Origin of the sequence: Paenarthrobacter sp. A20 (assembly GCF_024168825.1) — a bacterium.
Lineage (GTDB): Bacteria > Actinomycetota > Actinomycetes > Actinomycetales > Micrococcaceae > Arthrobacter.
Genome location: NZ_JALJWH010000001.1, coordinates 2,558,266 through 2,582,096 on the forward strand (window position 1 = coordinate 2,558,266; position 23,831 = coordinate 2,582,096).

The following is a 23,831-nucleotide window of genomic DNA, read 5'->3' on the forward strand; positions in this document are numbered from 1 at the left end:
GTCAGAACCGATCTGTGGTGGTTGGAACGGAGGGGGAGGCAGCTGAGGCGTGGAAAGAAGCGTCCGACGGCGGCGCGAAGCCGGCGCCCAGGAGGCCCATCGCATCGATGAGGTGCTGGCGAAGGACCGCCAGGGATTCCGCGGAGAGGTCTGGCCCGCGTTCGGCGAACCATACGGTCATCGCCGCCTTGCCGCAGGAGATCACGGAGCCAGCCAAAGCGTGAAGGTAGAGCTCGCTGATGCCCTCCCCGAGCCTGCCTCGGGCAGCATCGATGATTTGCCCGGTGCAGTGTTCCCAGGCTTCCAGCTCGGAGCGCGCGAGCGAGCGGTTGTCCTGCGTCAGGCTGAACAGCTCGGCCATGGGTGCCACGGACATGGGATCTGCCAGCGCCATGAGGGCTGCCTGCGCGGATTCAAGGATTGACTCGTCGGCGGGGCGCAGCCGGAACTGTTCCAGGGCGTGGTCCATAAAGCCGTCGGCTACGGATGACAGTGCGGCTTCAAGGCTGGGGAAATAGTTGAAAAAAGTCCGCCGGGACACGCCGGCGCTGGCGGCGATGTCCTCAACGGTGAAATTCCCGGACCCGTTGCTACGCAAAAGGTCCAGGGCTGCGGAAGCGATGGAGCTGCGGGTGGCCGCCTTGTTGAGTTCGCGTCGTGTGGGGACTGCGGCGTCGGCATGGGCAGGCGACTCCGCAGCGGCACCGTGGTTGCTGGTTTGGGTCACATACTTACACTAAGTGCAAGTTTGCACTCTGCGCAATTTGAGCTTTGGTAGGTGCAAAGAATCCCGCCCTCGTCCGCTCCGCCCACCGGTGAACGGGGAGCGGAGAGCGGGCGAGGACGGGATCCTGGATTGGTTGGAGACTGGCTGCCTAGAACTGGGTTGGCGGAGCCGGCGGAATTGGCTGGCCCGGCTGCTGCGGCTGTGGGGGCTGGGCTGGCTGCTGGGCGGCGGTCTTGGTCAGGTAGACCGACTGTCCCGTAGCCCCGGGCTCCCCTTCACCCAGCGGCAGGACATACACGGCGGTTCCGTACGCACAGACCTCGGTCCAGTTGGTGCCCATCTCGGACGTGTCGAAACGCATGGCGACGATGGCATTGGCTCCACGTTGCTGCGCTTCATTGACCATGCGTGCCATGACTTCCTGGCGGCTTTCGTAGAGTGCCTTGGTCATTTCGGGCAGCTCGCCGCCGCCGAGGGAGCGGAAGCCGGCAAGCATTTGCGAGCCGATGTCCCGTGAGCGGACGGTGAGGCCCATGACTTCGCCGAAGACGGCGTCGATCCGGTGGCCCGGGATTTCATTGGAAGTGACGATCAACATGGTCCGAGCCTATCCAGTCTTGGCCTCTTAAACAGGGAAATCCCCCGGGGAGGACTCCCCGGGGGATTTACGCCGTGTCAAAAGACTGAAGCTAGGCCTTGGAGTCGGCCAGTTCGCGCTCGTTGCTTTCGGCTGCTGCCTTGTCGGCGGCGTACTCGTCGGCAAAGGCGGCACCGTTGCGGGGTGCGTTGTACAGCGACTCATCCAGGATGCCCTGACGCTTGGCCACGATGGCCGGGACCAGTGCCTGGCCAGCCACGTTGACGGCGGTGCGGCCCATGTCCAGGATGGGGTCGATAGCCAGCAGGAGGCCGACGCCGGCCAGCGGCAGTCCCAGTGTGGACAGAGTCAGCGTGAGCATGACGACGGCGCCGGTGGTACCTGCCGTAGCGGCGGAACCGAGGACGGAGACCAGAACGATCAGCAGGTACTGGCTGAAATCAAGGTTGATGCCGAAGAACTGTGCCACGAAGATGGCTGCGATCGCCGGGTAGATTGCTGCGCAGCCGTCCATCTTGGTGGTGGCGCCCAGCGGCACGGCGAAGGAAGCGTAGCCGGAGGGGACGCCGAGGTTCCGTTCAGTGACGCGCTGCGTGAGCGGCAGCGTGCCGATCGAGGAACGGGAGACGAACGCCAGCTGCACGGCCGGCCACACGCCGGAGAAGTACTGCTTGATGGACAGGCCGTGAATGCGGACCAGTATGGGGTAGAGGACGAACAGCACCAGAGCCAGCCCGATGTAGATGGCGGCGGTGAACTTGCCCAAGGAACCGATGGTGTCCCAGCCGTAGATGGCTACAGCGTTACCGATCAGGCCTACCGTGCCCAGCGGAGCAAGGCGGATGATCCACCACAGGACCTTCTGGATGACGGCCAGAGCTGAAGCGTTGAACGTCAGGAAGGCCTCAGCCTGCTTGCCAACCTTGAGTGCGGCAACGCCGACGGCGATCGCGACCACCAGGATCTGGAGCACGTTGAAGTTGACCGCGGTGCTGACGGTGGTGGCAGCGTTGGCGCTCTCGGTCACAGTGGAGCTGGCGCCAAGTCCCAGGAAGTTCTTCGGGAAGAGGCCGATCAGGAACGCCCACCAGTCACCGGTCTTGCCGGCGTACTTGGCTTCTTCGGTGATGCCGGTTGCCGCGCCCGGCTGCAGGAGCACGCCCAGGCCGATGCCGATCAGCACCGATACCAGCGAGGTGATCGCGAACCACAGCAGGGTGTTCCATGCCAGTCGCGCCGCATTGGAGACCTGGCGCAGGTTGGCAATGGAGCTCACCACAGCGGTGAAAATCAAAGGAACGACGGCGGTCTGCAGCAAGGAGACGTAGCTGGAGCCGATCGTCTGGAGAGTAGCCCCCAGGCCGTTTGGGGAGGCCTTGGTGCTGCCCGTGTACTTGGCGATGAGGCCGAGGATGAGGCCCACAATGAGGGCCGCGATGATCTGGACGCCGAAGGAACCGGCCCACTTGGGGAGCCGGAAGCCGCTCTTGCCAGCTGCTGGGGAAGTGTTGGTTGAGGTGCTCACCGGAACACGTTAGGTGCATGGCCAATAACATAGCGAACGGACGTTGAGAAATGTTACGTGCGCAAAAGTTATTCCCGCCGCTTTGTGACGTTGCTCTCAGGGGAGGGTGTTGAGGGCCCCCCGGGGAGCTTGCGTGCCATCGACGGTTAGTCGTGCGCGAAGAAGGTCGCCCATGGGCTCCCAACGCAACCCGTGTGGCGACGGCAATGGGCTCAACGTCGTCTCTCGTGACGAGGGCAAACACAGTGCTGGGAAGCACGACCGTTCGGAGCACATTGTCAGCCGGCGTGGGCGGGTCCGGAAGCAACGTCGTGGCTTATGCCCTGGACGATAAACAAGATCAGACCATCGGAGGGTACTTCGCCACGGCCGGAACCGGATTCTTGACCGGCGCTGGGGGATCCTGGGTTGTCGGCAAGGCGGGGGCCGCATGGGCTGCTCCAGAGGCTCCGCTTCGAGCGCTGGTACTTTAGTCGAAACGTCGAACTGTGGAACGATTTCCGTATCGCACGGTGTAACTTTTGAAAATCAACAGGAAATTGCTTCTTCTTTCGAAGTTGGCAAAGATTATGAGTTTGATATTGGCTGGTTCTCCCGCGTTGTCATGAAGGACCTTAGGAACGGCATTCCGTCGGCTCACGACTATCGATTGGTGCGCTGACCTCGGCCGCGGGAGAGTTGTTGGCTGTGCTCGCGGCACACCGAGTGGCCCCAGCCTCTGGCCGGAGGCACTCGAGCCGAGTCAGCCCAGCAACGCCCGGCGCAGCACGTCCAAACCGACGGAGCCGATGTTGAGCGCCTTGCTGTGGAAGGACTTGAGATCGAAGCCTTCACGGGACTCCAGCTCGGCACGGATCTGCTCCCACAGACGCTGCCCCACCTTGTAGGACGGAGCTTGTCCCGGCCAGCCCAGGTAGCGGGTGAATTCGAACTGAAGCTGGCCTTCGCTGATGTCGAGGTTGGCTTTGAGGAAGTCGAAGCCCTTCTCCGGCGTCCAGGTGCCGGTGCCCCAACGTTCGGGGACGGGCAGTTCCAAGTGCACACCGATGTCGAACACTACGCGGGCTGCCCGCATCCGTTGGCCATCCAACATGCCCATGTGGTCGCCCGGGTCCTTAAGGTAGCCCAGTTCCAGCATGAGCTGCTCGGCGTAGAGCGCCCAGCCTTCACCGTGGCCGGAGACCCAGCAGACATTGCGGCGCCAGTTGTTCAAGAGTTCCCGGCGGTAGGTTGCCGTGGCGACCTGAAGGTGGTGGCCGGGGACCCCTTCGTGGAAAACGGTGGTGGTTTCGGACCAGGTGGTGAAGGTGTCTTCGCCTGCCGGCACTGACCACCACATACGTCCGGGCCGGGAGAAGTCGTCGGAAGGGCCGGTGTAGTAGATGCCGCCCTCGTCGGTGGGGGCGATCATGCACTCAAGAGTTCTCATGACGTCCGGGATGTCGAAATGGACGTCAGCCAGCTCGGAGACTGCGCGGTCGGAGAGTTCCTGCATCCAGGCTTTCAAGGCATCTGTGCCCTTGATCTGGCGGGCGGGATCGTTGTTGAGGATGCTCTTGGCTTCTTCGATCGATGCACCAGGTTTGATCTGGTTGGCGATCTTCTCCTGCTCGCCGATGAGCCGCTCGAGCTCCTGAACGCCCCAAGCGTAGGTCTCTTCCAGATCTACTTCAGCGCCAACGAATGAACGCGAGGCCAGCGCGTAGCGTTCGCGCCCGACTGCGTCCTTCTCCGGTGCCAGGGGCAGGAGTTCGTCCCGAAGGAAGTCGCCCAAAGCGCTGTACGCAGAACGCGCGGCCGCAGTCCCGGCGTCGAGCTTTGACTGGATATCCGCGGGCAGCGGCGCATCACCCACCGAGGCAGCAGCGGCCATTTTGGCGAAGAAACCATCCTCAGCGGCGTAGCGGCCGGTCTGCTCGACGACGATCCGGACTTGGCGGGCGGCGGCTACTTTTCCGTCGGCAGCAGCGGAGCGAAGGGACTCAAGATAGCCTTCAATCGCCCCGGGAACATTGGCCGCGCGGCCGGCAATGTGCTCCCACTGTTCAACGGTGTCCGTAGGCATGAGATCGAAAATGGCGCGGATGTCTTGGGCAGGAGAGGCAATGTTGTTCAGGTCGGCGAGGTCCCAACCCGACTCGTGGATTTCCAGGTCCAGGCCGAGCCGCTCGCGCATGGCGTCGAGGGTGACGGCATCCACATCATCGGACGGCTCAAGGCCTGCCAAGGCATCCAATGCCAACTTTGTGGCCTCCGCATGGGCCTCGGCACCGGCAGGGGAGTAGTCCTGGTATTCGGTTTCGTGTCCCGGCAAGCCCAGAGTGGTGGCGAAACTGGGATTGAGTTCGATCAACTTTTCTGTGTACGCGTCAGCGACGGCATCGATGGCGGACTTCGGGCGTACAGGAGTGTTTGCAGTAGTCACCCACAGAGCCTAGCCGCGACGCCGCTTACGTGAAAGGGTTGTTGAACTTTTCCATGTGCGGGAAAACTAGCCGCGGCTGCGCTTCCATGCGCCAGGGCCCGGTGACGGGTCCAACCGAAGCTGCTGGCGACGCACCCAATGCCGAACATTCGGCGTGGAAGCGGCCGTCGCTTCAGGGGCGCCAAGGGAAACCACGACGGCGGCAATCGCCGCGAGCTCTTCGGCCGTCGGTTCGCCCTTGACCACCGAAAAAAGCGGCGCAGCGGGTACCTGATCAGGCGCGGAATCAGCCCGGTGCTTTGGAGTGCTCACAGCGGGATGTTTCCGTGCTTCTTGGTGGGCAGGCTCGCGCGCTTGTCGCGGAGGGCACGGAGCCCGCGGATGATCTGGAGGCGCGTGTCGGATGGAGCGATGACTGCGTCCACGTAGCCCAGCTGCGCTGCCTGGTACGGGTTGAGGAGTTCTTCCTCATAGCCCTGGATGATCTCGGCCCGCTTTGCCTCGACATCGCCGCCAGCTTCGGCAACAGCAGCAAGATCGCGACGGTACAGGATATTCACGGCGCCCTGGGCACCCATGACGCCGATCTGGGCGGTGGGCCAGGCGAGGTTCAGGTCTGCGCCCAACTTCTTGGAGCCCATCACGATGTACGCGCCACCGTAGGCCTTGCGGGTGATCACGGTGAGCTTGGGGACCGTTGCTTCGGCGTAGGCGTACAGGAGCTTCGCGCCGCGTCGGATGATGCCTTGGAATTCCTGGTCCTTGCCGGGCAGGAATCCGGGTACGTCAACCAGGGTGATGATGGGAACGTTGAACGCGTCGCAATGGCGTACAAAGCGGGCTGCCTTTTCAGAGGCGGAGATGTCCAGGGTTCCCGCGAACTGCATGGGCTGGTTGGCCACGATGCCCACGGTGTGTCCCTCGACGCGGCCGTAGCCGATCATGACGTTGGGGGCGTACAGCGACTGCATTTCCAGGAAGTGCGCGTCGTCCACGATCTGCTCGATGACCTTGCGCATGTCGTACGGCTGGTTGGCGGAATCGGGGATCAGCCCGTCCAAGGCGAGGTCGTCGTCGTTGAGTTCCAGTTCCTGGTCGTGCTCCACGACGGGGGCCTCGGACAGGTTGTTGGAGGGGAGGAAGTCCAGGAGTTCGCGGACGAATTCGATCGCGTCTGCTTCATCGGAGGCAAGGTAGGTGGAGGTGCCGGTGGTGGCGTTATGCTGCCGGGCGCCACCGAGTGTTTCCATGTCCACGTCTTCGCCGGTGACGGTCTTAATGACGTCCGGTCCCGTGATGAACATGTGGGAGGTCTTGTCCACCATGACAACGTAGTCGGTCAGGGCGGGGGAGTAGGCGGCACCGCCGGCGCACGGGCCCATGATGAGGGAGATCTGCGGGACCACGCCGGAAGCGTGGACGTTGTTGCGGAAGATGTCCGCGAACATCGCCAGCGAGGCGACGCCTTCCTGGATGCGCGCGCCGCCGCCGTCGTTGATGCCGACAACCGGGCAGCCATTGCGCAGGGCGAATTCCTGGACCTTGACGATCTTCTCGCCGTTGACCTGGCTCAGGGAGCCGCCGTAGACGCTGAAGTCCTGGCTGTAAATGGCGATGAGCCGGCCATCCACGGTGCCGTATCCGGAAACCACGCCGTCGCCGAGGGGTTTCTTCTTTTCCATGCCGAAGGCCGTGGAGCGGTGGACGGCCAGGGCGTCGAACTCGACGAACGAGCCCGGATCAACCAGGAGGTCGATGCGTTCGCGGGCGGTGTTCTTGCCGCGGGCGTGTTGCTTTTCAATCGCTTCCGGGCCGGAAGGCTGTTCTGCACGGGCCTGGCGGTCGCGGAAGTCGGCAATCTTTCCCGCTGTCGTTGTCAGATCGTGGCTCATCAAGTGTCTCCGGCTCTGTAGCTGATTTTCGCTGGCACAGTTCGTTCACGGTTAAGTAGCTTCCGTACAAAGAACAGGCCCCGATGGCCAGTCTAGTGACGCCTTTGCCGCGAACCGCTGTAGAAACCCTACAATTTTCCGCGTCCAAGCCAAATCCCTCACCATGTTACCCGTCGGTAACATAGTTGGGCTAGAGTGTCCCCATGACTTCAAGCAACGACGCTTCCCACGCACTTTCGCAGGCAGAGACTCCCTACGTCGCTACCGGTTCGCTCAAGGACAGGACCATCCTCATGTCCGGTGGCAGCCGTGGCATCGGACTGGCGATCGCCACCCGCGCGGCCCGTGACGGTGCCAACATTGTGATCATGGCCAAGACCGGCGACCCCCACCCCAAGCTGGAGGGAACCGTCTTCACGGCAGCGGATCAACTGGTCGCCGCCGGCGGACAGGCACTGCCGTTGGTGGGGGACGTCCGCAACGACGACGACGTTGCTGCCGCGGTGGCCGCCGCCGTCGAGCGTTTCGGTGGGATCGACGTCGTCGTTAACAACGCCTCGGCGATCGACCTCTCCCGCACCGATGCCGTAGACATGAAGCGCTATGACCTCATGCAGGACATCAACGTCCGTGGCACTTTCCTGCTCTCCAAGCTGGCGCTGCCGGCCCTGCGGGAGTCCGCTCACGGCCACATTCTCACACTGTCCCCGCCCCTCAACCTGGAACCCAAATGGGCCGGCATGCACTTGGCCTACACCATGGCCAAGTATGGGATGAGCCTGACCACCCTGGGCCTCGCCGAAGAGTTGAAGGACGACGGCGTGTCGGTCAACTCGCTCTGGCCGTGCACCTTGATTGATACTGCCGCGATCCGGAACATGCCGGGCGGGCAGCAAATCGTGCAGGCGGCGCGTGGCCCGGAGATCATGGCCGACGCGGCGCACGCGGTGCTCACTGGCACTGGCGCAACCGGGAATTTCTTCACGGACGAGGAAGTCCTTCGCGCCGCTGGGGTGTCGGACTTTGCGCCGTACAGCCTCGGCGCACCCGAGGACCGCCTGGTTCCGGACATCTTCCTCTGAGTCGATTTCGCCGGACGGATTTCTCTGGGCGGATTCCCAGACGCTTTTCGGTTCACGGGCCATCCCGGAGCGCCGCAACTGGATAGGATTCAGCTATGGATGCCGAACAGCCAGACAACAGCGAACCGCAGGTCCCGTCCGGGCCGTCCCGTTCTCCCTTGGACCGCGATGCGCTGCTCCAGCCGGACTTCCTGTCGGCCACGGGCATCTCCCAATTGAACATTGTCGCGTCCACGGGCTCCACCAATCAGGACTTGGTGCGCGCCGTCACGGTTGAGCCCAAAAAGTGGGCTGATCTTGCGGTGTTGACCGCCGAACACCAGACGGCTGCGCGCGGACGGTTGGACCGGCACTGGGAATCACCGGAGCGCTCGGCAGTGTCCGTGTCCATGGTCCTGCGTCCCGTAACGGCCGAGGGCATGCCCGTGCCCACACAGAGCTACTCCTGGCTTTCCCTGCTTGCGGCCGTTGCCCTGCGCGAGGCGTTGCAGGAAACCGCCGGAGTGACCGCTGAGATCAAGTGGCCCAACGACGTCTTGGTCAAGGGTCGCAAGATCGCCGGAATCCTGGCGCAGATGACACCCCTGGGCGACGGTTCGGTACCTGCCGTGATCCTCGGAGTGGGTCTCAACGTGACCCTGGCGGAAGATGAGTTGCCGGTTCCAACAGCAACGTCCCTCGCGTTGGAAGGCGCCACGACGACGGACCGCACCGCGCTGCTGAAGAGCTACCTTTCGCGATTTGCCCGGCTTTACCGCAGCTTCTGCAATTCCGAAGGAGACCCTTCCGCCGGTCTGGACGGCGGACCGTCGCTGCACAAACGTGTTGAGTCTGCCATGGTCACGTTGGGCCGCGAAGTGCGGGCGCACTTGCCCGGCGATCACGAACTGGTGGGGCATGCCTCACGCCTCGATGAGCATGGCTCGTTGCTGGTGGTGGACCATGGCGGCAGGGAACACGTCGTAACGGCCGGGGATGTGGTGCACTTGCGCGCCACGGAAAGCGGTTATGCGTAAAGAGCTGCTTCCGGGGGAGCAGGTCATCACCATCACGCGGCAACAGTCGCGTTCCCTCTTCTTTCCCGTCCTGGTCTTCGTACTTGCTCCAGCCCTGACCGGCTACGCCTGCGCCTGGATTGTGAAGGGCAATGCCCAGCGGGTCGCTCCATTCATTACAGTGGAATGGACTCCCTGGCTGATGGGCATCTGTGTGGTGCTCGCAGCGTGGTTGTTGATTGGCTACAGCCTCAAGCGCGTGCTGCGCTGGCGCTCCATCAGGTACATCTTGACGAGCAGGCGGATACTTGCCAAATTCGGAATGTTTCGGCGTCGCGATTGGCAGGTTTCACTGATGGCGGTCCGCAACGTGGGCGTTCATCAGAGCATGCTCCAACGGTCATTGCACTCGGGGAATATATCCTTGGATACCGGGCACTCCGGGACAGCCGTTCTGGCGGACGTTCCCGAGGTTGGAAAATTCAGGGGCTTCATTCTTGACGCGATGGACGAACTCCCGCAAGGTGAGGTTTTTGAGGGCCAAGTATTGACGGATTATGACCAGTTGCCATGGGAGCTGAGAGAAGGTGGAAGAGATGAGCGTTGAGGATCAGCAGTCCGGCGAGGACTTGGACCAGGAGTTCGACGCCGTCCCCGAACCTTCCGTGGATGAGGATACGGATGCCGGGCCTGCTCCGGTACCGGTGCAGACGGGTCCACCCACTGGGGTGATGTCCGCCGAACGCCTTGCTATTAAGGCGCTGGAGTCGAAGTTGCTTGGCGGCGAACGCAAGCTCCGCCGTCGCGAAGTCGCAGCCGGCGCAGGCGTATCCATTCTGTCCGCACGAAAAATTTGGCGTGCCCTCGGGTTCCCGAACTTCGGCGACGAAGACGTTGCCTTTACCGAGCGGGACCAAGCCGCGCTGTCCACCATCCTGGACCTCGTCAGGGCAGGGATCCTTACCGAGGAAGCTGCTATCTCGGTCACCCGTTCCATCGGGCAGATGACGGACCGCATGGTGGTCTGGCAGATCGAAGCCCTGGTGGAGGACATGGTGTCCGAGCAGGGGATTCCGGATGCGGTGGCCCGTAAGCAACTCGTGGGCCAGTTGCCGGCCTTGGTGGATTCCCTCGAAGAGATCCTTGTTTATTCATACCGCCGCCAGCTGAATGCAGGAGTGCAGCGCCTCGCGGTGAGGGCCGAGGCAGGGCTGCAGGCGAGTGAGGAAGGCCGCGAGGGCGACGAAGATGACTCCCCGTTGCCCCTGGCGCGCGCAGTGGGCTTCGCGGACCTCGTCTCATACACCAGCCTTTCGCGTCGCATGAACGAAAAGACCCTAGCCCAACTGGTGCAGCGCTTTGAGAACAAGTGCGCCGAGATTATTTCCGTGGGTGGCGGACGCCTGGTCAAGACCGTGGGTGACGAAGTCCTCTACATCGCGGAAACGCCTGCGGCCGGGGCCGAGATTTCGTTGGCACTGGCCCAAGCTTTCACTGAGGACGAGATCCTTCCCCAGTGCCGCGTTTCCATGGTCTGGGGCCGCATTCTATCCAGGCTGGGTGACATCTACGGACCCACGGTGAACCTCGCCGCCCGGCTCACCACCTTGGCCCAGCCCGGTACGGTCCTGGTGGACGCGATGACAGCCGCTGCGCTGGGGCAGGATGACCGTTTTGTCCTGGTTCCGCAGAAGTCGGAGAATGTCCGTGGCTTCGGTGAGATCCATCCTGTGATGCTGGCCCGCGGCCGCGGCAAGGGCCTGGTGCTGGACTAGGCGCGTGATCACAGCCCGCCTTCCAAAGCGCACGCTCTCTCACCTCCCGTCGTATTCTGCCCGACGCCCTCTCACTTCCTTCAAGAAAGTGAGAGGGCGTCCCTGTTTTGGGGGCGTTTGGTGATAAGGGATCGGGGGCGGCCAGGCGGTAAACCGGGGAGCCGGACACAGGTGTTGACGCGTGGGTCCTCAGGGGATGAACGACGCGACTTAGCTAATCGATGGATTAACCCGGTAGGCTGTGGGTTGTTTGTGTCGTGATTTCGCCGTGGGGGTCGGCGCCGGCGGCTTCGTGCTGCCTGAACTGTGGGGGATTGTAGGATGGCTCTGCCTGATGGGTCCGGAAAACGCCGTGCCAAAAACCGCCGGCGCAAAGCCATCGCAACCACGGCCTTCACGGCGGCAGCAGCTGTCCTGGTGACTGGTGCCATCCTTTACCCGGGGTTCAAGACCACCGAGGTGGAACTCAACGACGGCGGCGTCTGGGTGGTCAGCAAGACCAAGAATGCTGCCGGGCGCCTTAACTATCCTTCGAAGTCCTTGGATGGAGCAGTGACCCCCGCCAGCACCAACTTCGACATCCTCCAGCAGGCCGGTGACATCATCATTGATGACTCCGATGGCGGAACCATCAACCCTGTCAGCGCCGCCAACATGCGCCTCGGCGGCGACCAAAAACTACCAGGCTCCGCAGAGGTGAGCTTCGGCAACAAAGTACTGGCTGTCACTGACCCGTCCAAGGGCAAGGTCTGGGCCGTTTCGCCCACCTCCATCGGCGGTTTCAGCGACGAATCGGAACCCTTGTTCGAACAGTCCCCGGGCGTCGTGTCCGTGGTGGGTGTGGATGACACCATCCACACCCTGGACCCAAAAACGGGCACACTGACGGCAACCAAGGTGGACGTCGACGGTCAGGCCGTGGATTCGCAAGTCCGCAAAGACGACGCACTGAAGGCCGACGGCGAAGTCCAGTTGGCCGCGGTGGGCGACAAAGCAGTGGTGCTCAATGAAACCAGCGGCGACATCGTGCTGCCCGGCGGCAGCAAGGTGCACCTGGACGATGCCCGGGATGCCAAGCTGCAGCAGAGCGGTCCAGCCGCCGATTTCGTTGCCGTTGCCACTCCGAAGGCATTGCTCCTGCAACCCCTGGATGGCGGGACAGCCAAGACTGTCCAAGCGGACGGCCAGGGCATTCCGGCTGCGCCTGTTCATCTGGGATCCTGCACGTACGCCGCGTGGTCCGGTGCCAACAAGTACGTCCGCGACTGCACCAACGAGGCAGATAACAGGCGGTCCGACGTTCCCAAGGCGAGTGCATCGCCGTCGTACGTGTTCCGTGTCAACCGCGATCTCGTGGTGCTGAACGACGTCAACTCCGGCAACGTCTGGATGGTCAACCAGAACATGCAGTTGGTCAATAACTGGGACGACGTCATCCCACCCCAACAGACCTCGGACGACGCCGAGAAGGACTCCGCGGACGAAGTCCAGCAGACAGTCCTTCCGGACCGCAGCAAACCCAATACTGTACCGGTGGCCAAGCCTGATTCGTTTGGTGTCAGGGCTGGCAAGACCACCGTTCTGCCCGTCCTGGACAACGACGCCGATGCCGACGGCGATGTCCTCACAGTCAGCACCAGCGAGCCATTGAAGTCCGGCGCGTTGTCCGCCGTCTACGGTGGCACCGGCTTCCAGATCGCGGTTCCGGCAGGAACCGCGGGTTCGGAAACGTTCAAGTATTCGGTCGACGACGGCCGGGGCGGTACGGGGGCCGCGGACGTTGACCTGCGCATCGTGCCGGCGGAGGAAAACAACGCGCCGCAGCCCAAGCCCAACCGGAACAACGCCTTGGTGGTCCAGTCCGGGAAGATTGCCAGCCAGTTTGTCCTCACCGATTGGTTGGACCCCGACGGCGATGACATCTTTGCGGTAGCCGTCTCCAGCAGCGATCCCGCGGACCAGGTCCGGATCAGGCCGGACGGCCTGCTCACCTTCCAGGACTCAGGGGCGGGACCGGGCCGCAAAACACTGACCGTGAGTGTCTCGGACGGGTCCATGACCACCCAAGGACAGATCAGCGTGGACGTCCGTGCTCCCGGTGCGCTGCCGCCCATCGCGAACGCTGACCACGTGGTTGCGGTGGCGGGCCAGGATACGGTGATCGCCCCGCTCAAGAATGACACCGACCCCCAGGGCGGCACCTTGCGGCTGGCGCAAGCACAGCCGGATCCGCAGTCGACCGCGGTGGTCGGGCCGGACCAGCAGACGTTTACTTTCAATTCGGCGTCCGTGGGTCCCCACTACGTGACGTACATGGTGACCAACGGACCGGCGAGTGCGCAGCAACTGGTGCGCGTCGACGTCGTGTCCGGAAACAGCGAGGGTGCGCCGGTGGCTGTCCGCGATATAGCCCTCCTGCCCAGCGGTGGCAGCACCGTGGTTGACGTCCTGGGCAATGACTCGGACCCCAGCGGAGGCGTCCTGGTGGTCCAGTCGGTCACCGCGGCTGACGGGCTTCCTGTTTCCGTTGCAGTGCTGGATCACTCGGTGGTCAAGATCACGGACATCCGGGCCCAGGGCCAGCTCTCCCTGAAATACACGATCTCCAACGGCAAGGCGTCGGCAACGGGGGACATTTCCGTACAGGTTGTTCCGGCGCCTACCAAGCTTCAGGCACCGCAGGCCAAGCCGGACGAGGTATCCGTGCGTGCCGGTGATGTGGTGACCATCCCGGTCCTGGACAACGACACTGATCCCAACGGCGGAGAGTTGACCCTTGACCCCGTCCTGGCGCAGCAGCCTGACGCAACCGCCGGCAGGATCTTCGTTGCCGGGAACACGCTGCGGTACATCGCCGGCGAGGAGCCCACCACTGTATATGCGATCTATAAGGTCAGCAACGCCTCGGGCCAGACCGACTCGCAGCAAGTCACCATCCGGATCCGCGCCCGCGACGACGCCACGAACACCCGGCCCGAGCCCCGGAACCTGACTGCCAGGGTGGTTGCGGGGATGACGGTGAAGATTCCGGTCCCCTTGGACGGCATCGACGCCGATGGCGACTCCGTTCAGCTCATCGGTATCGACAAAGCTCCCGAACTGGGGACAGCGATTCTTCGTGACGGATACCTGGAGTTCACGGCTGGCGGCACGTCGGCCGGCACGGACACCTTCAGCTACCGTGTGCGGGATCGTATTGGTGCGGAGAACACCGGCACGGTGATCGTGGGCATTGCGCCCGCTGAAGCCGACAACCAGAAACCCATCGCCGTGGACGACGTCATTGATGTCCGGCCCGGCCGCCGGGTTGCGGTCAATGCCCTGAAGAACGACTCAGACCCCGACGGCGATCCCATAGCTTTGGTGTCGACGTTCGAGGCCAAACCGGAGCTGCAGGTTGAAGCTGCCGCGGGCAAGGTAGTGCTGACGGCACCCGGTGCAGCCGGTACGGACAGCATCAGCTACCGGATCCAGGACGACAAGAAGGCCGAAGCGTCCGCTGTCATCCGCGTCCAGACCAGCCCGACAGCGCCACTGCACGCTCCTGTGGCAGTGGATGACCGGATCACGCTCGCTGAGACCCTGGGCAAGACTGCCGTCGACGTTCCGGTGTTGAAGAACGACTCCGATCCCGACGGCGTGGCTGAAGACCTCACCCTCTCCCTGCCGGACGGAAACCCGAACGCCCGTGTGGGAACCGCAGGCAACGTGGTGGTGACGCTGCTGCCCCAGGACCACTTGATTCCTTACACGGTCACGGATATTGATGGTCAGTCGGCTACCGCAGTCATGTGGATTCCCGGCCAGGGACTCCAGTACCCAACACTTTCGACCACGGACGTCGTGGAGGTCACCGCGGGGGAGGAAGTCACTCTGGCCCTCCAGGACCATGTGAAGGTCAGGGAAGGCCGCCAGCCACGTATCACGGTCGCGGACAAGATCCGCGTCCTGGGCGGCGACTCCGCGAATGTCATTGCCGGTGACGGTAGCGCACTGAGGTACGCAGCCCAGCCGGAGTATGTGGGTCCCGGCTCCATCACCTTCGAAGTGACCGACGGCAGCGGTCCGGACGACGCGGAGGGCCTGAAATCAACCCTGACGATCATGACCAAGGTGCTGCCGAACCCCAACGCCAATCACGCCCCCACCTTCAGCGGAGCCGCGATTGAAGCGCCCAAGGGGGACACGACGGAACTGGACCTGGCCAACCTCGCCGCAGATGTTGATGAACAGGATCAAGGCAAACTCGCCTTCAGCCTGGACGGTGACCTGCCGGGCGGATTTGACGCGCGGGTGGAGGGCACCGTCCTGAAAATAACGCCGGGCGGTTCGCTCAACCCGGGAGCCCGCGGGACGGTGCCGCTCAAGGTCACCGACGGCCGCTCGGAGCCTGTGAAGGCTGCCGTCACAGTTTCAGTGGTCTCGTCCAACCGTCCGAAGCCGGCAGCCAACGACGACGTCGTGGACAAAGCCAACGCCGGTAAGTCCGAGACCGTCAACGTGCTGGGCAACGACTTCAACCCCTTCAACGAACCGTTGACTGTGGTCTCTGCCGTGGTTGAAACCGGGTCTGCATCAGGCGCCCCCGCGATTGCCGGGGACTCGATCACAGTGACGCCCGCCGATGGTTTCAAGGGGGTCCTGGTGGTCAGGTACACCATCAAGGACAAGACCGATGATCCCAGCCGGCAAGCAGTGGGTCGGGTGCGCATCACGGTGCGGGACAAGCCCGATGCTCCGTCGGCGCCCGTCGCAACCGACGTCCGCAGCAAGACGGCCGTGCTCAAGTGGGCACCGCCGTCGGACAATGGCGCAGCCATCACCAAGTACACGGTGAAAGCGGCCGGATTCCAGCAGGAATGCCCCACCACCACGTGCACGCTGACTGGACTGACCAACAATGTCAAGTACGTCTTCACTGTGGTTGCCACCAACGAGGTGGGCGAATCCCAGCCGTCCGTCCCGTCCAACGAGATCACTCCGGATGAGAAGCCATCGCCCCCGGACGTCCCCACCATCAAAGCCGGTGACAAAGACCTGGCCATCACCTGGACCCCCGCCAAAACCGAGGGCTCTCCGGTGAAGCACTACAACCTGGAGATCTCTCCGCCGCCGGCCAACGGCATCGCCGTCAAGAACGAGGTCACCGGCCTCAGCTACACGTGGCCCGGCCTGACCAACGGTGTGAAGTACAAGGTCCGCGCGCAGGCCGTCAATGACCTTGGCCCGTCCGACTGGGGGCTGTATTCCGCCGAGGACCACCCCGCCGGCATCCCCGGAACACCGGCGCCGCCGAGCACCACGGTGCTGTCCGCCCTCGGGTCCCGGAACCAGCTCCGCGTCGACTGGTCCGAGCCGGGCATCAATGGTGACCCCATCAAGAGCTATTACGTCACCATGAGTGGCGGCAGCGGAACCACCCAGACGCAGACCGTTCCGGGGAACGTCCGAACAGCCACCTTCGAGGTAGCCACCGACCAATCGGCGTATACGTTCACTGTTCAGGCTGAGAACAAAGCAGGCAAGAGCCTGGTCAGCGCGGCCTCAGCGCCACGCAGGGCAACAGGAAAGCTGGGTACTGTTCAAAACGTCAGTGCCACGCCGGCAAATACTGGCGCCGCCGGTGGCCAGCTCACCATCAACTTCACTGCCCTCGGCGATACCCAGCGCAACGGTTCCAAGGCCAACGAAGTCAGCTACACCTACTCCGCTGGCGGGCGTTCCGGTGCCATCCAGCCTGGGCAGACGGTAGGAGGCTTTGCCAACGGCCAGCCCACCAGTGTTACTGTCATGGCGCACTCCACGGTGGCGCCCAGTTCCGACGCCAGCAAAGCTGCTACGGCCACGCCTTTTGGTGCGCCGGGGACGCCGTCGGCGTCGGGGTCCAACGGTGCGGTGAACCAGAAATCTGTGACCTTCAACTGGTCGTCACCTTCACCATCCACCAACGACGTCAAGACGACGAAGATCCGCATCGACAACGGCGGCTGGGAGACTGTGGGCGCCTCTGGCAGCCGGACCATCAACACTGCCGGGTGGGAAGAGACGCACAGCATCGCCGTGCAGACCTTCAACTCGTTGGGAACCGGCGGCGCCGTGGCTTCGGCCAGTGCCAAGTCCGGGCGGCAAGGGGAATGGACCACCACCATGAACCCCGGAGCGGTGGTGAGGTCCTGCAGCTTTACGCTGGGCGGAGCCAACTACGACCCCAATAGAAAAACGTGCGACGGCCAAAGTAACAACACTCCACCCTGGATGGCTTCCGCCGATCAAGGCGCCATTGTGGTGCGTTGTTACATCGACCAAACAGATAACTGGACTGGTATGCACCGTTGGTGGCGCATCGAATCCGGGTCATACCGCAACGTTGGCCGGTACATCATCGCAGGTCACACCCACTTGGGAGACCCCGCAGGCATCGGAGCACCCCCGTGCTGACCGTTGCAAAGGTTAAGCGGGGGGCACATCTCCCCATCGCGCGCGCTGTAGTTAAGGCCGTAGGCTGTCAAAGCCAATGGATAGCCCGGTCTCGGGTTTCCTTGGTTGGCCGTGGGGTGCGTGGGATAGTCTTAGGGACTGAAAATTCCGCCGCCGTATGGGGGTACTGCGGAATGTACGGCTGCCGGCATGTGCCGGTTGGCCAGGAAGTCGCTGGGGAGCGGCTGTATATCAAGGGAATTTTGGGGCTGTGAGAAATTTCTTCGGCAAGCTGGGGCTGACAAGGCGTCAAAACAAGAAGTTCATAGCGGGAACGGCTGCCACCGCGGCCGGCGCTTTGCTGATCACCGGGGCAGTGCTGTATCCGGGCTTCAAGACCACCGAGGTGGACTTGAACGACGGCGGCGTCTGGGTCGTGAGTAAAACCAAGAACGCCGTGGGCCGGTTGAACTACCCGTCCCGCGTGCTTGACGGTGCCGTGACTCCGGCAACCACCACTTTCGATGTCCTGCAGCACGACGGCAACGTCTTTGTCGACGACGAATCCGGCTCCACCATCAACCAGGTCTCTGCAGCGAATCTGAAGCTCGGCGGCGATAAGCAACTGCCGTCGTCGTCGCAAGTCAGCTATGGTTCCACCGTCCTCTCAGTCACCGATCCCGCCCGCGGCAAGGTCTGGGCTTTGTCTCCTTCCACCGTCAACGGTTTCGATGAAGAAGGAACCGAACCGGTCCTGACAGGGGACCAGGGCCTGGTGTCCGCCGTGGGAACCGATAACCGTATCTACACCGCGGATCCCGGCAAGGGCGAAATCACTGTGACCACGGTGGACGCCAATGGTGAACGGACAGACTCCCAGGTCACCAAAGTCGATGAGCTCAAAGGCGCCGGTGACCTTCAGATTGCCGTCGTGGGGGACAAACCTGTTGTCCTTGATGCCGGTTCCGGCAACCTGTTCCTGCCCGGCGGCCGCAAGCTCCAGCTGCAGGACGCCCGGGAAGCCAAGCTCCAGCAGAGCAGCGGGGACAGCGGATTTGTTGCCATCGCCACCCGCAAAGCCCTCCTGAAGCAGCCCTTGGACGGTTCCACAGCAGCAACAGTCAATGCCGACGGTGAAGGCGTCCCCGCGGCACCTGTGCAGGTCAGCAAGTGCGTCCACGCCGCCTGGTCCGGCGCGAACAAGTACGTCCGCGACTGCGACAACGACGCCGATGACAAGAAGAACGACGTTCCCAAAGCCAGCGCCTCTCCCAGCTACGTTTTCCGGGTCAACCGCGACCTCGTGGTCCTCAACGACGTGAACTCGGGAAGCGTCTGGTTGGTCAACCAGAACATGCAGCTCGTCAACAACTGGGACGATGTTGTCCCGCCCAAGAACCAGTCCGATGACCAGGACCAGGAGTCCGCGGACAACAACACCATCAACGTCCTTCCGGACCGCACCAAACCCAACCGTGCGCCTGAAACCAAACCGGACGAGTTCGGTGTCCGGCCGGGCCGGACCTCCATCCTCAGCATCCTGGACAATGATTCAGACCCCGACGGCGATGTCCTCACCGCTGCGGTAGGCGCAAACGGACCCAAGTCCGGGGCACTGGAGAACATCTACGGTGGCTCAGCGTTCCAGATCAAGGTCCCCGCTGACGCCAAAACGGGCACGGAAACCTTCGATTACAACGCCTCCGACGGACGCGGCTTGTCCGCCGGTGGACAGGTCACCCTGCGCGTCGTGGCTCCTGAGGAAAACAAGCCTCCCTTCTTCAAACGCGGCGAGCCCACCACCATGCTGGTGGAGCAGGGCAAATCCGTCAGCCAGAACATCCTGACCGACTGGATGGATCCTGACGGCGACGACCTCGTCCTCCTGGACGCCAAGACGGACAACGACCAGGACCAGGTCAAGGTCCGTCGCGACGGCCTGCTCACGTACCAGGACTCTGGTGCAGCGCCGGGCAAGAAAAACGTCACCATCACGGTGTGGGACGGCCGTGCCACCACCACGGGCAGGATCGTTGTCAACGTTCAGCCGCCAGGCGCCCTGGCGCCGGTGGTCAACGCCGATCACGTCACGGCCGTGGTTGGCCAGGACCTGGTCATTGCGCCCCTCAAGAATGACGTTGACCCCAATGGCGGCGCCTTGCGGGTGGCGCACGTCGAGGCTGCCGGACCGGCAGAGCTGGGTCCAGTGACCGACGGCGGTACGTTCACCTTCCGGAGCACCACGCCGGGCCCGATTTACTTGACGTACATCGCCAGCAACGGTCCCCAAAGCAGCCAGGGCCTGATCCGCGTGGACGTGGAATCCGGCAAGGACGCTGGAGCGCCCGTTGCGGTCCACGACGTCGCACTGCTCCCTGTGGGCGGCAGCGTGCTGGTTGATCCGCTGGCCAACGACTCCGATCCATCCGGCGGCGTGCTGGTCCTCCAGTCCGTCACCGTCCCGGACGGCTCGTCCGCTTCGGTCAGCGTGATCGACCACAGCGTACTGCGCGTTACCGACGTGCTCGGCGCGAAGGAGCCGTTCGTTTTCAGCTACACCATGTCCAACGGCCGCGGCTCGGCCACAGGCACCGTGGGCGTCGTCCCGGTGCCGGCCCCCGCCGTCGTCGAGGCCCCCCAGCCCAAACCCGACGAAGTCAACGTCCGCGTCAACGACGTCGTGACCATTCCGGTCCTGGCCAACGACACGCACCCGCAGGGTGAAGAACTGTCTGTCGATCCTGTCTTGGCGCAGAGCATCCCTGAAGAAGACGGCAAGGCCTTCGTCTCCGAGAAGACGCTGCGCTTCATCGCCGGGCCCACGCCGAAGACCGTGCGTGCCATCTACAACGCGGTGGACCCCCAGGGCCAGAAGAGCGCCGCTGCCGTCACCATCCACATCCTGCCGCTGGAAGGCGCGCAGAACTCACGTCCGCAGCCGCAGAACCTGACCGCACGCGTGGTCGCCGGCGGCAGCGTCCGCATCCCGGTGCCGCTGGACGGCATCGACCCCGACGGCGACTCGGTCCAGCTCACCGGCATCGACAGCACGCCCACCATGGGAACCGCGACGGCGGGCAGCAGCTTCATCGATTTCGTCGCCGCTGGTGATGGCGCGGGAACCGACTCGTTCCGTTATAAGGTGATCGACCGCCAAGGTGCGGTCAACACCGGAACGGTGACTGTTGGCGTCGCGCCCCGTGGTGAAGACAACCAGAAGCCTGCCCCGGTGGACGACGAAGTTCAGGTCCGTCCTGGACGTCAGATCGCCGTGGATGCCACCGCCAACGACACCGATCCCGACGGCGACATCATCCGCATCCTGACGGACAGCATCGAAGCTGACGCAGGCCTCGAAGCCCAGGTCAGCAAGACCAGCGGCCGCGTTCTGGTCACAGCTCCGGCCGCCGAGGGAACCGTCAACGTCCGCTACTCCGTGGCTGACGACCGGGATGCCGTGGGCAATGCCAGCATCAGGGTGATCGTCAAGAACGACATTCCGCTGCAAGCTCCCATCGCCCGCGATGACCGCGTCACGTCAGCCCAAACGCTGGGCAAGACCGCCGTGGACGTTCCGGTGCTCAAGAACGACGAGGATCCGGACGGCGTGGGGGAGAACCTCAAGGTCACCACAGGCTTGGAGACAGCCCGTCCGGGCTCTGAAGGCAATGTGGTGGTGGACCTCACCGAGCAGCCGCAATTGGTGCCTTACACAGTTGAGGATGTGGACGGCCAGAAGTCCACGGCCATCATCTGGGTTCCTGGCATCGGCCAGCAGGTCCCGACGCTTGCCAAGGATGAAGTGGTGGAGTTGGTTTCAGGCCAGTCCGTCACCGTGAACCTGGCCGAATGGGTCAAGGTCCGCGAGGGGAAGTCGCCGCGGCTGACCCAGGCGGATCGCATCAAACTCATCGGTGCCGACGGCAGCGACCCCGTAGCGGGCAATGGAACAGCCCTGAAATACACGGCCGGCGCTGAATACGTTGGTCCCGGTTCCATCAGTTTCGAAGTCACTGACGGAAGCGGTCCGGATGATCCCAACGGCTTGAAGTCGACACTGAGCATCCGCACCAAGGTGCTGCCGGATCCGAACAAGAACAACCCACCGGTGCTGCTGGGCAGCGACGTGGATGTTCCCAAGGGTGACTCGGCCAGCCTGGACTTGGGCAAGCTCACGTCCGATCCCGATTCCGACGACGTTCAGAACATGAAGTACGAGTTGGCCGGTGCAGCCCCAGGTGGATTCAAGGTGAGCATCGATGGCAAGACCCTGAAGGTCTCCGCCGAAGACTCGGTGCAGATCGGTCAAAGCGGCACGGTCCAAGTGAAGGCGAAGGACCCTCGTGGCCTTGAAGCGGTCGCGACGTACAAACTGTCATTGACTGCTTCCAACCGTCCGAAGCCCGTAGCCAACGACGACGTTGAACCGGATGCACAATCCGGGAAGTCCGTCACCGTCAATGCCTTGGCGAACGACTCCAATCCGTTCCCGGACACGCCGCTGAAGATCATCTCAGCGGTCACCGAGACAGGCGAAGGCACGGCAGAGGCCAGCGGCGGAAACGTCACCGTCACTCCGTCGTCGGGCTTCACAGGGACCATGGTTGTTGCCTACGTCGTGGGCGACAAGACGGGCGAAACCTCCCGCTACGCCACGGCCCGTATCCGCCTCACCGTCAAGGACAAGCCGGCCCCGCCCACCACGCCTCTGGCTCAAAGCGTGGGCGACCAGACAGCGTTGCTGACCTGGAACGCTCCGGCTGATCGTGGCTCACCCATCACCAAGTACACGGTGTACGGGGAGAACGGCTTCAAGCAGGACTGCCCCGCGAATACGTGTACGTTGACCGGGCTGACCAACAACGTGAAGTACCACTTTGCCGTCACCGCCACCAATGCGATCAATGAATCCGAGCGTTCTCCGGTGTCTGCCGAGGTCCGTCCGGATGTCAAGCCTGATACTCCGATTGCTCCCACACTGAAGTTTGGTGACAAGCAACTTTCGGTTGCCTGGGTTCCCCCGGCCAGCAAGGGCTCGCCCATCAAGTCCTACGATCTTGAGATCTCGCCTGCCCCGGCCGGGCAGAATCCCCAGATCCAGAACCTCACCGGCAACAGCCATGTGTGGACCGGACTGACGAACGGCGTGGCGTACAAGGTCCGTGTCCTTGCCCGCAACGACGCCAAGGAACCATCCGAGTGGAGCCCCTACTCCGCCGCGGAAACTCCCGCTGGCGTGCCGGCCACGCCTGCTGCACCGTCGGTGTCCGGCGCTGGGTCCCTTGGCGACCAAAGCCAACTCCAGGTCAGCTGGGCCGCGCCGAACAACAACGGTGACGCCGTGTCCGCCTACACGTTGACCACGTACCGGGGCGGGGCCGTAGTGACCACGCAGTCGGTGGGGGCGACCTCGCAAAATGTCACCGTGACCAACAGCGAAGCTGACTACACCTTCACTGTTTCAGCAACCAACAAGGCAGGCGTCAGTGGGGTCAGCCAGCAGTCAGCGGCAATCCGTGCTGCGGGCAAGCCCGGTATTGTTGCCGCGCCCACGGCGGCACTGCTGGAAACCAATGCGGCCGGTGGCAAGATCCGCGTGGCCTTCAACCCACTGTCACAGAAGGAACGCAACGGAGCCACCGCCAACGAGATCAGCTATAGGTATGCCCTGACGTCCGGCGCCAGCAGTGGAGCCATCCCCGCCGGCGGCGGCGTCATAGCGGCACCGAATGGCCAGGACACGGCCGTGGTGGTGTGGGCAGTCTCCTCGCGAAACCCCACACCTGGCGACAGGAGTCCGGCATCAAACACCGTGAATCCCTATGGGCTTGCGGCGGCGCCGACTGTTACCGGCAGCAAGAGCAGCGGCGTCGGCGATAAGACGGTGTCCTGGACGTGGAACCAGCCCAGCGGCAACGGCAGGCCGGTTACCGGCTACCAGTACAGCCTTGACGGCGGCGGATGGACTGACACCGGGCAGCGGAGTTTCTCCACGACCGTGGGCTTCAGCGAAACAAAAACGCTGAGAGTCCGCGCCATCAGCGGTGGCCAGGCCGGCAACGTCGGAAGCGATACGTCCCGCAGCGGATCTGCGCCTCCGCCGCCGGACCCGCCCGCAGGCGAGGTCAAGGCTCACAACAACACATGCCCTGGCCAGCCGGGAAGAACAGACACCTACAACCCCAGCGGTCCGTCCTGCGGCGTTGGCTGGGTCTCAAGTTCGGAGGGGTGGTTGAACGTTAACTGCACCAAGGACATCTACAACAACGGCACGCCCTGGTACCGCGTCACCCAAGGCAGCCACCCGGGTTGGTATGTGAAGTCCACCACTGTGGATCTCCGCGGAACCAGGCCGGGCGGTTGCTAGCCTGCTCGGGCCAGCACCAACAAGCAAC

The 23,831-nt window shown here is 63.3% G+C and carries 12 protein-coding genes; 6 read left to right on the plus strand and 6 right to left on the minus strand.

The window, feature by feature from the left end:
* Window position 1 precedes the first annotated feature (1 nt).
* The 6 genes from J3D46_RS11995 to J3D46_RS12020 form a co-directional block, all read right to left on the minus strand.
* Window positions 2-727 carry a TetR family transcriptional regulator gene (locus tag J3D46_RS11995; RefSeq protein ID WP_253467391.1) on the minus strand — a complete coding sequence of 242 codons (726 nt, stop codon included), beginning with the start codon at window positions 725-727 and terminating at the stop codon, window positions 2-4.
* Window positions 728-875: 148 nt separating this feature from the next.
* Window positions 876-1,325 carry a YbjQ family protein gene (locus J3D46_RS12000; RefSeq protein WP_253467394.1) on the minus strand — a complete coding sequence of 150 codons (450 nt, stop codon included), beginning with the start codon at window positions 1,323-1,325 and terminating at the stop codon, window positions 876-878.
* A gap of 91 nt (window positions 1,326-1,416) precedes the next feature.
* On the minus strand, window positions 1,417-2,850 hold the full coding sequence (locus J3D46_RS12005) for a dicarboxylate/amino acid:cation symporter (protein WP_253467397.1): 1,434 nt from the start codon (window positions 2,848-2,850) through the stop codon (window positions 1,417-1,419).
* Window positions 2,851-3,592: 742 nt separating this feature from the next.
* Window positions 3,593-5,275: a DUF885 domain-containing protein gene (locus tag J3D46_RS12010; RefSeq protein ID WP_253467399.1), complete on the minus strand. Its 1,683-nt coding sequence runs from the start codon at window positions 5,273-5,275 to the stop codon at window positions 3,593-3,595.
* Window positions 5,276-5,341: 66 nt separating this feature from the next.
* Entirely contained in the window at window positions 5,342-5,587 is a 246-nt protein-coding gene (locus tag J3D46_RS12015; RefSeq protein WP_231339364.1) for an acyl-CoA carboxylase subunit epsilon, read from the minus strand.
* Window positions 5,584-7,167, minus strand: coding sequence for an acyl-CoA carboxylase subunit beta (locus tag J3D46_RS12020; protein WP_105693983.1), 1,584 nt, complete (start codon window positions 7,165-7,167; stop codon window positions 5,584-5,586). The genes J3D46_RS12015 and J3D46_RS12020 overlap by 4 nt, the downstream gene beginning before the upstream one ends.
* Window positions 7,168-7,370: 203 nt before the next feature.
* Between J3D46_RS12020 and J3D46_RS12025 the strand changes: the two genes are divergently transcribed.
* The 6 genes from J3D46_RS12025 to J3D46_RS12050 all read left to right on the plus strand — a co-directional run bounded on the left by J3D46_RS12025 (window position 7,371) and on the right by J3D46_RS12050 (window position 23,803).
* Entirely contained in the window at window positions 7,371-8,249 is an 879-nt protein-coding gene (locus tag J3D46_RS12025; RefSeq protein WP_253467402.1) for an NAD(P)-dependent oxidoreductase, read from the plus strand.
* Between the two features lie 95 nt (window positions 8,250-8,344).
* Complete coding sequence (locus J3D46_RS12030; RefSeq protein ID WP_231339375.1) at window positions 8,345-9,265, plus strand: biotin--[acetyl-CoA-carboxylase] ligase; 921 nt, start codon at window positions 8,345-8,347, stop codon at window positions 9,263-9,265.
* Window positions 9,258-9,851, plus strand: a complete 594-nt coding sequence (locus tag J3D46_RS12035; protein ID WP_231339383.1) for a PH domain-containing protein — start codon at window positions 9,258-9,260, stop codon at window positions 9,849-9,851. The genes J3D46_RS12030 and J3D46_RS12035 overlap by 8 nt, the downstream gene beginning before the upstream one ends.
* The gene (locus J3D46_RS12040) at window positions 9,841-11,019 is read left to right on the plus strand and encodes an adenylate/guanylate cyclase domain-containing protein (protein WP_159708448.1); all 1,179 of its coding nucleotides are present in this window, start codon (window positions 9,841-9,843) and stop codon (window positions 11,017-11,019) included. Before J3D46_RS12035 ends, J3D46_RS12040 begins: the two co-directional genes overlap by 11 nt.
* A gap of 321 nt (window positions 11,020-11,340) precedes the next feature.
* On the plus strand, window positions 11,341-17,457 hold the full coding sequence (locus tag J3D46_RS12045; protein ID WP_253467405.1) for an Ig-like domain-containing protein: 6,117 nt from the start codon (window positions 11,341-11,343) through the stop codon (window positions 17,455-17,457).
* A 157-nt stretch (window positions 17,458-17,614) separates the two neighbouring features.
* Entirely contained in the window at window positions 17,615-23,803 is a 6,189-nt protein-coding gene (locus J3D46_RS12050; protein ID WP_253467408.1) for an Ig-like domain-containing protein, read from the plus strand.
* Window positions 23,804-23,831: the final 28 nt, after the last annotated feature.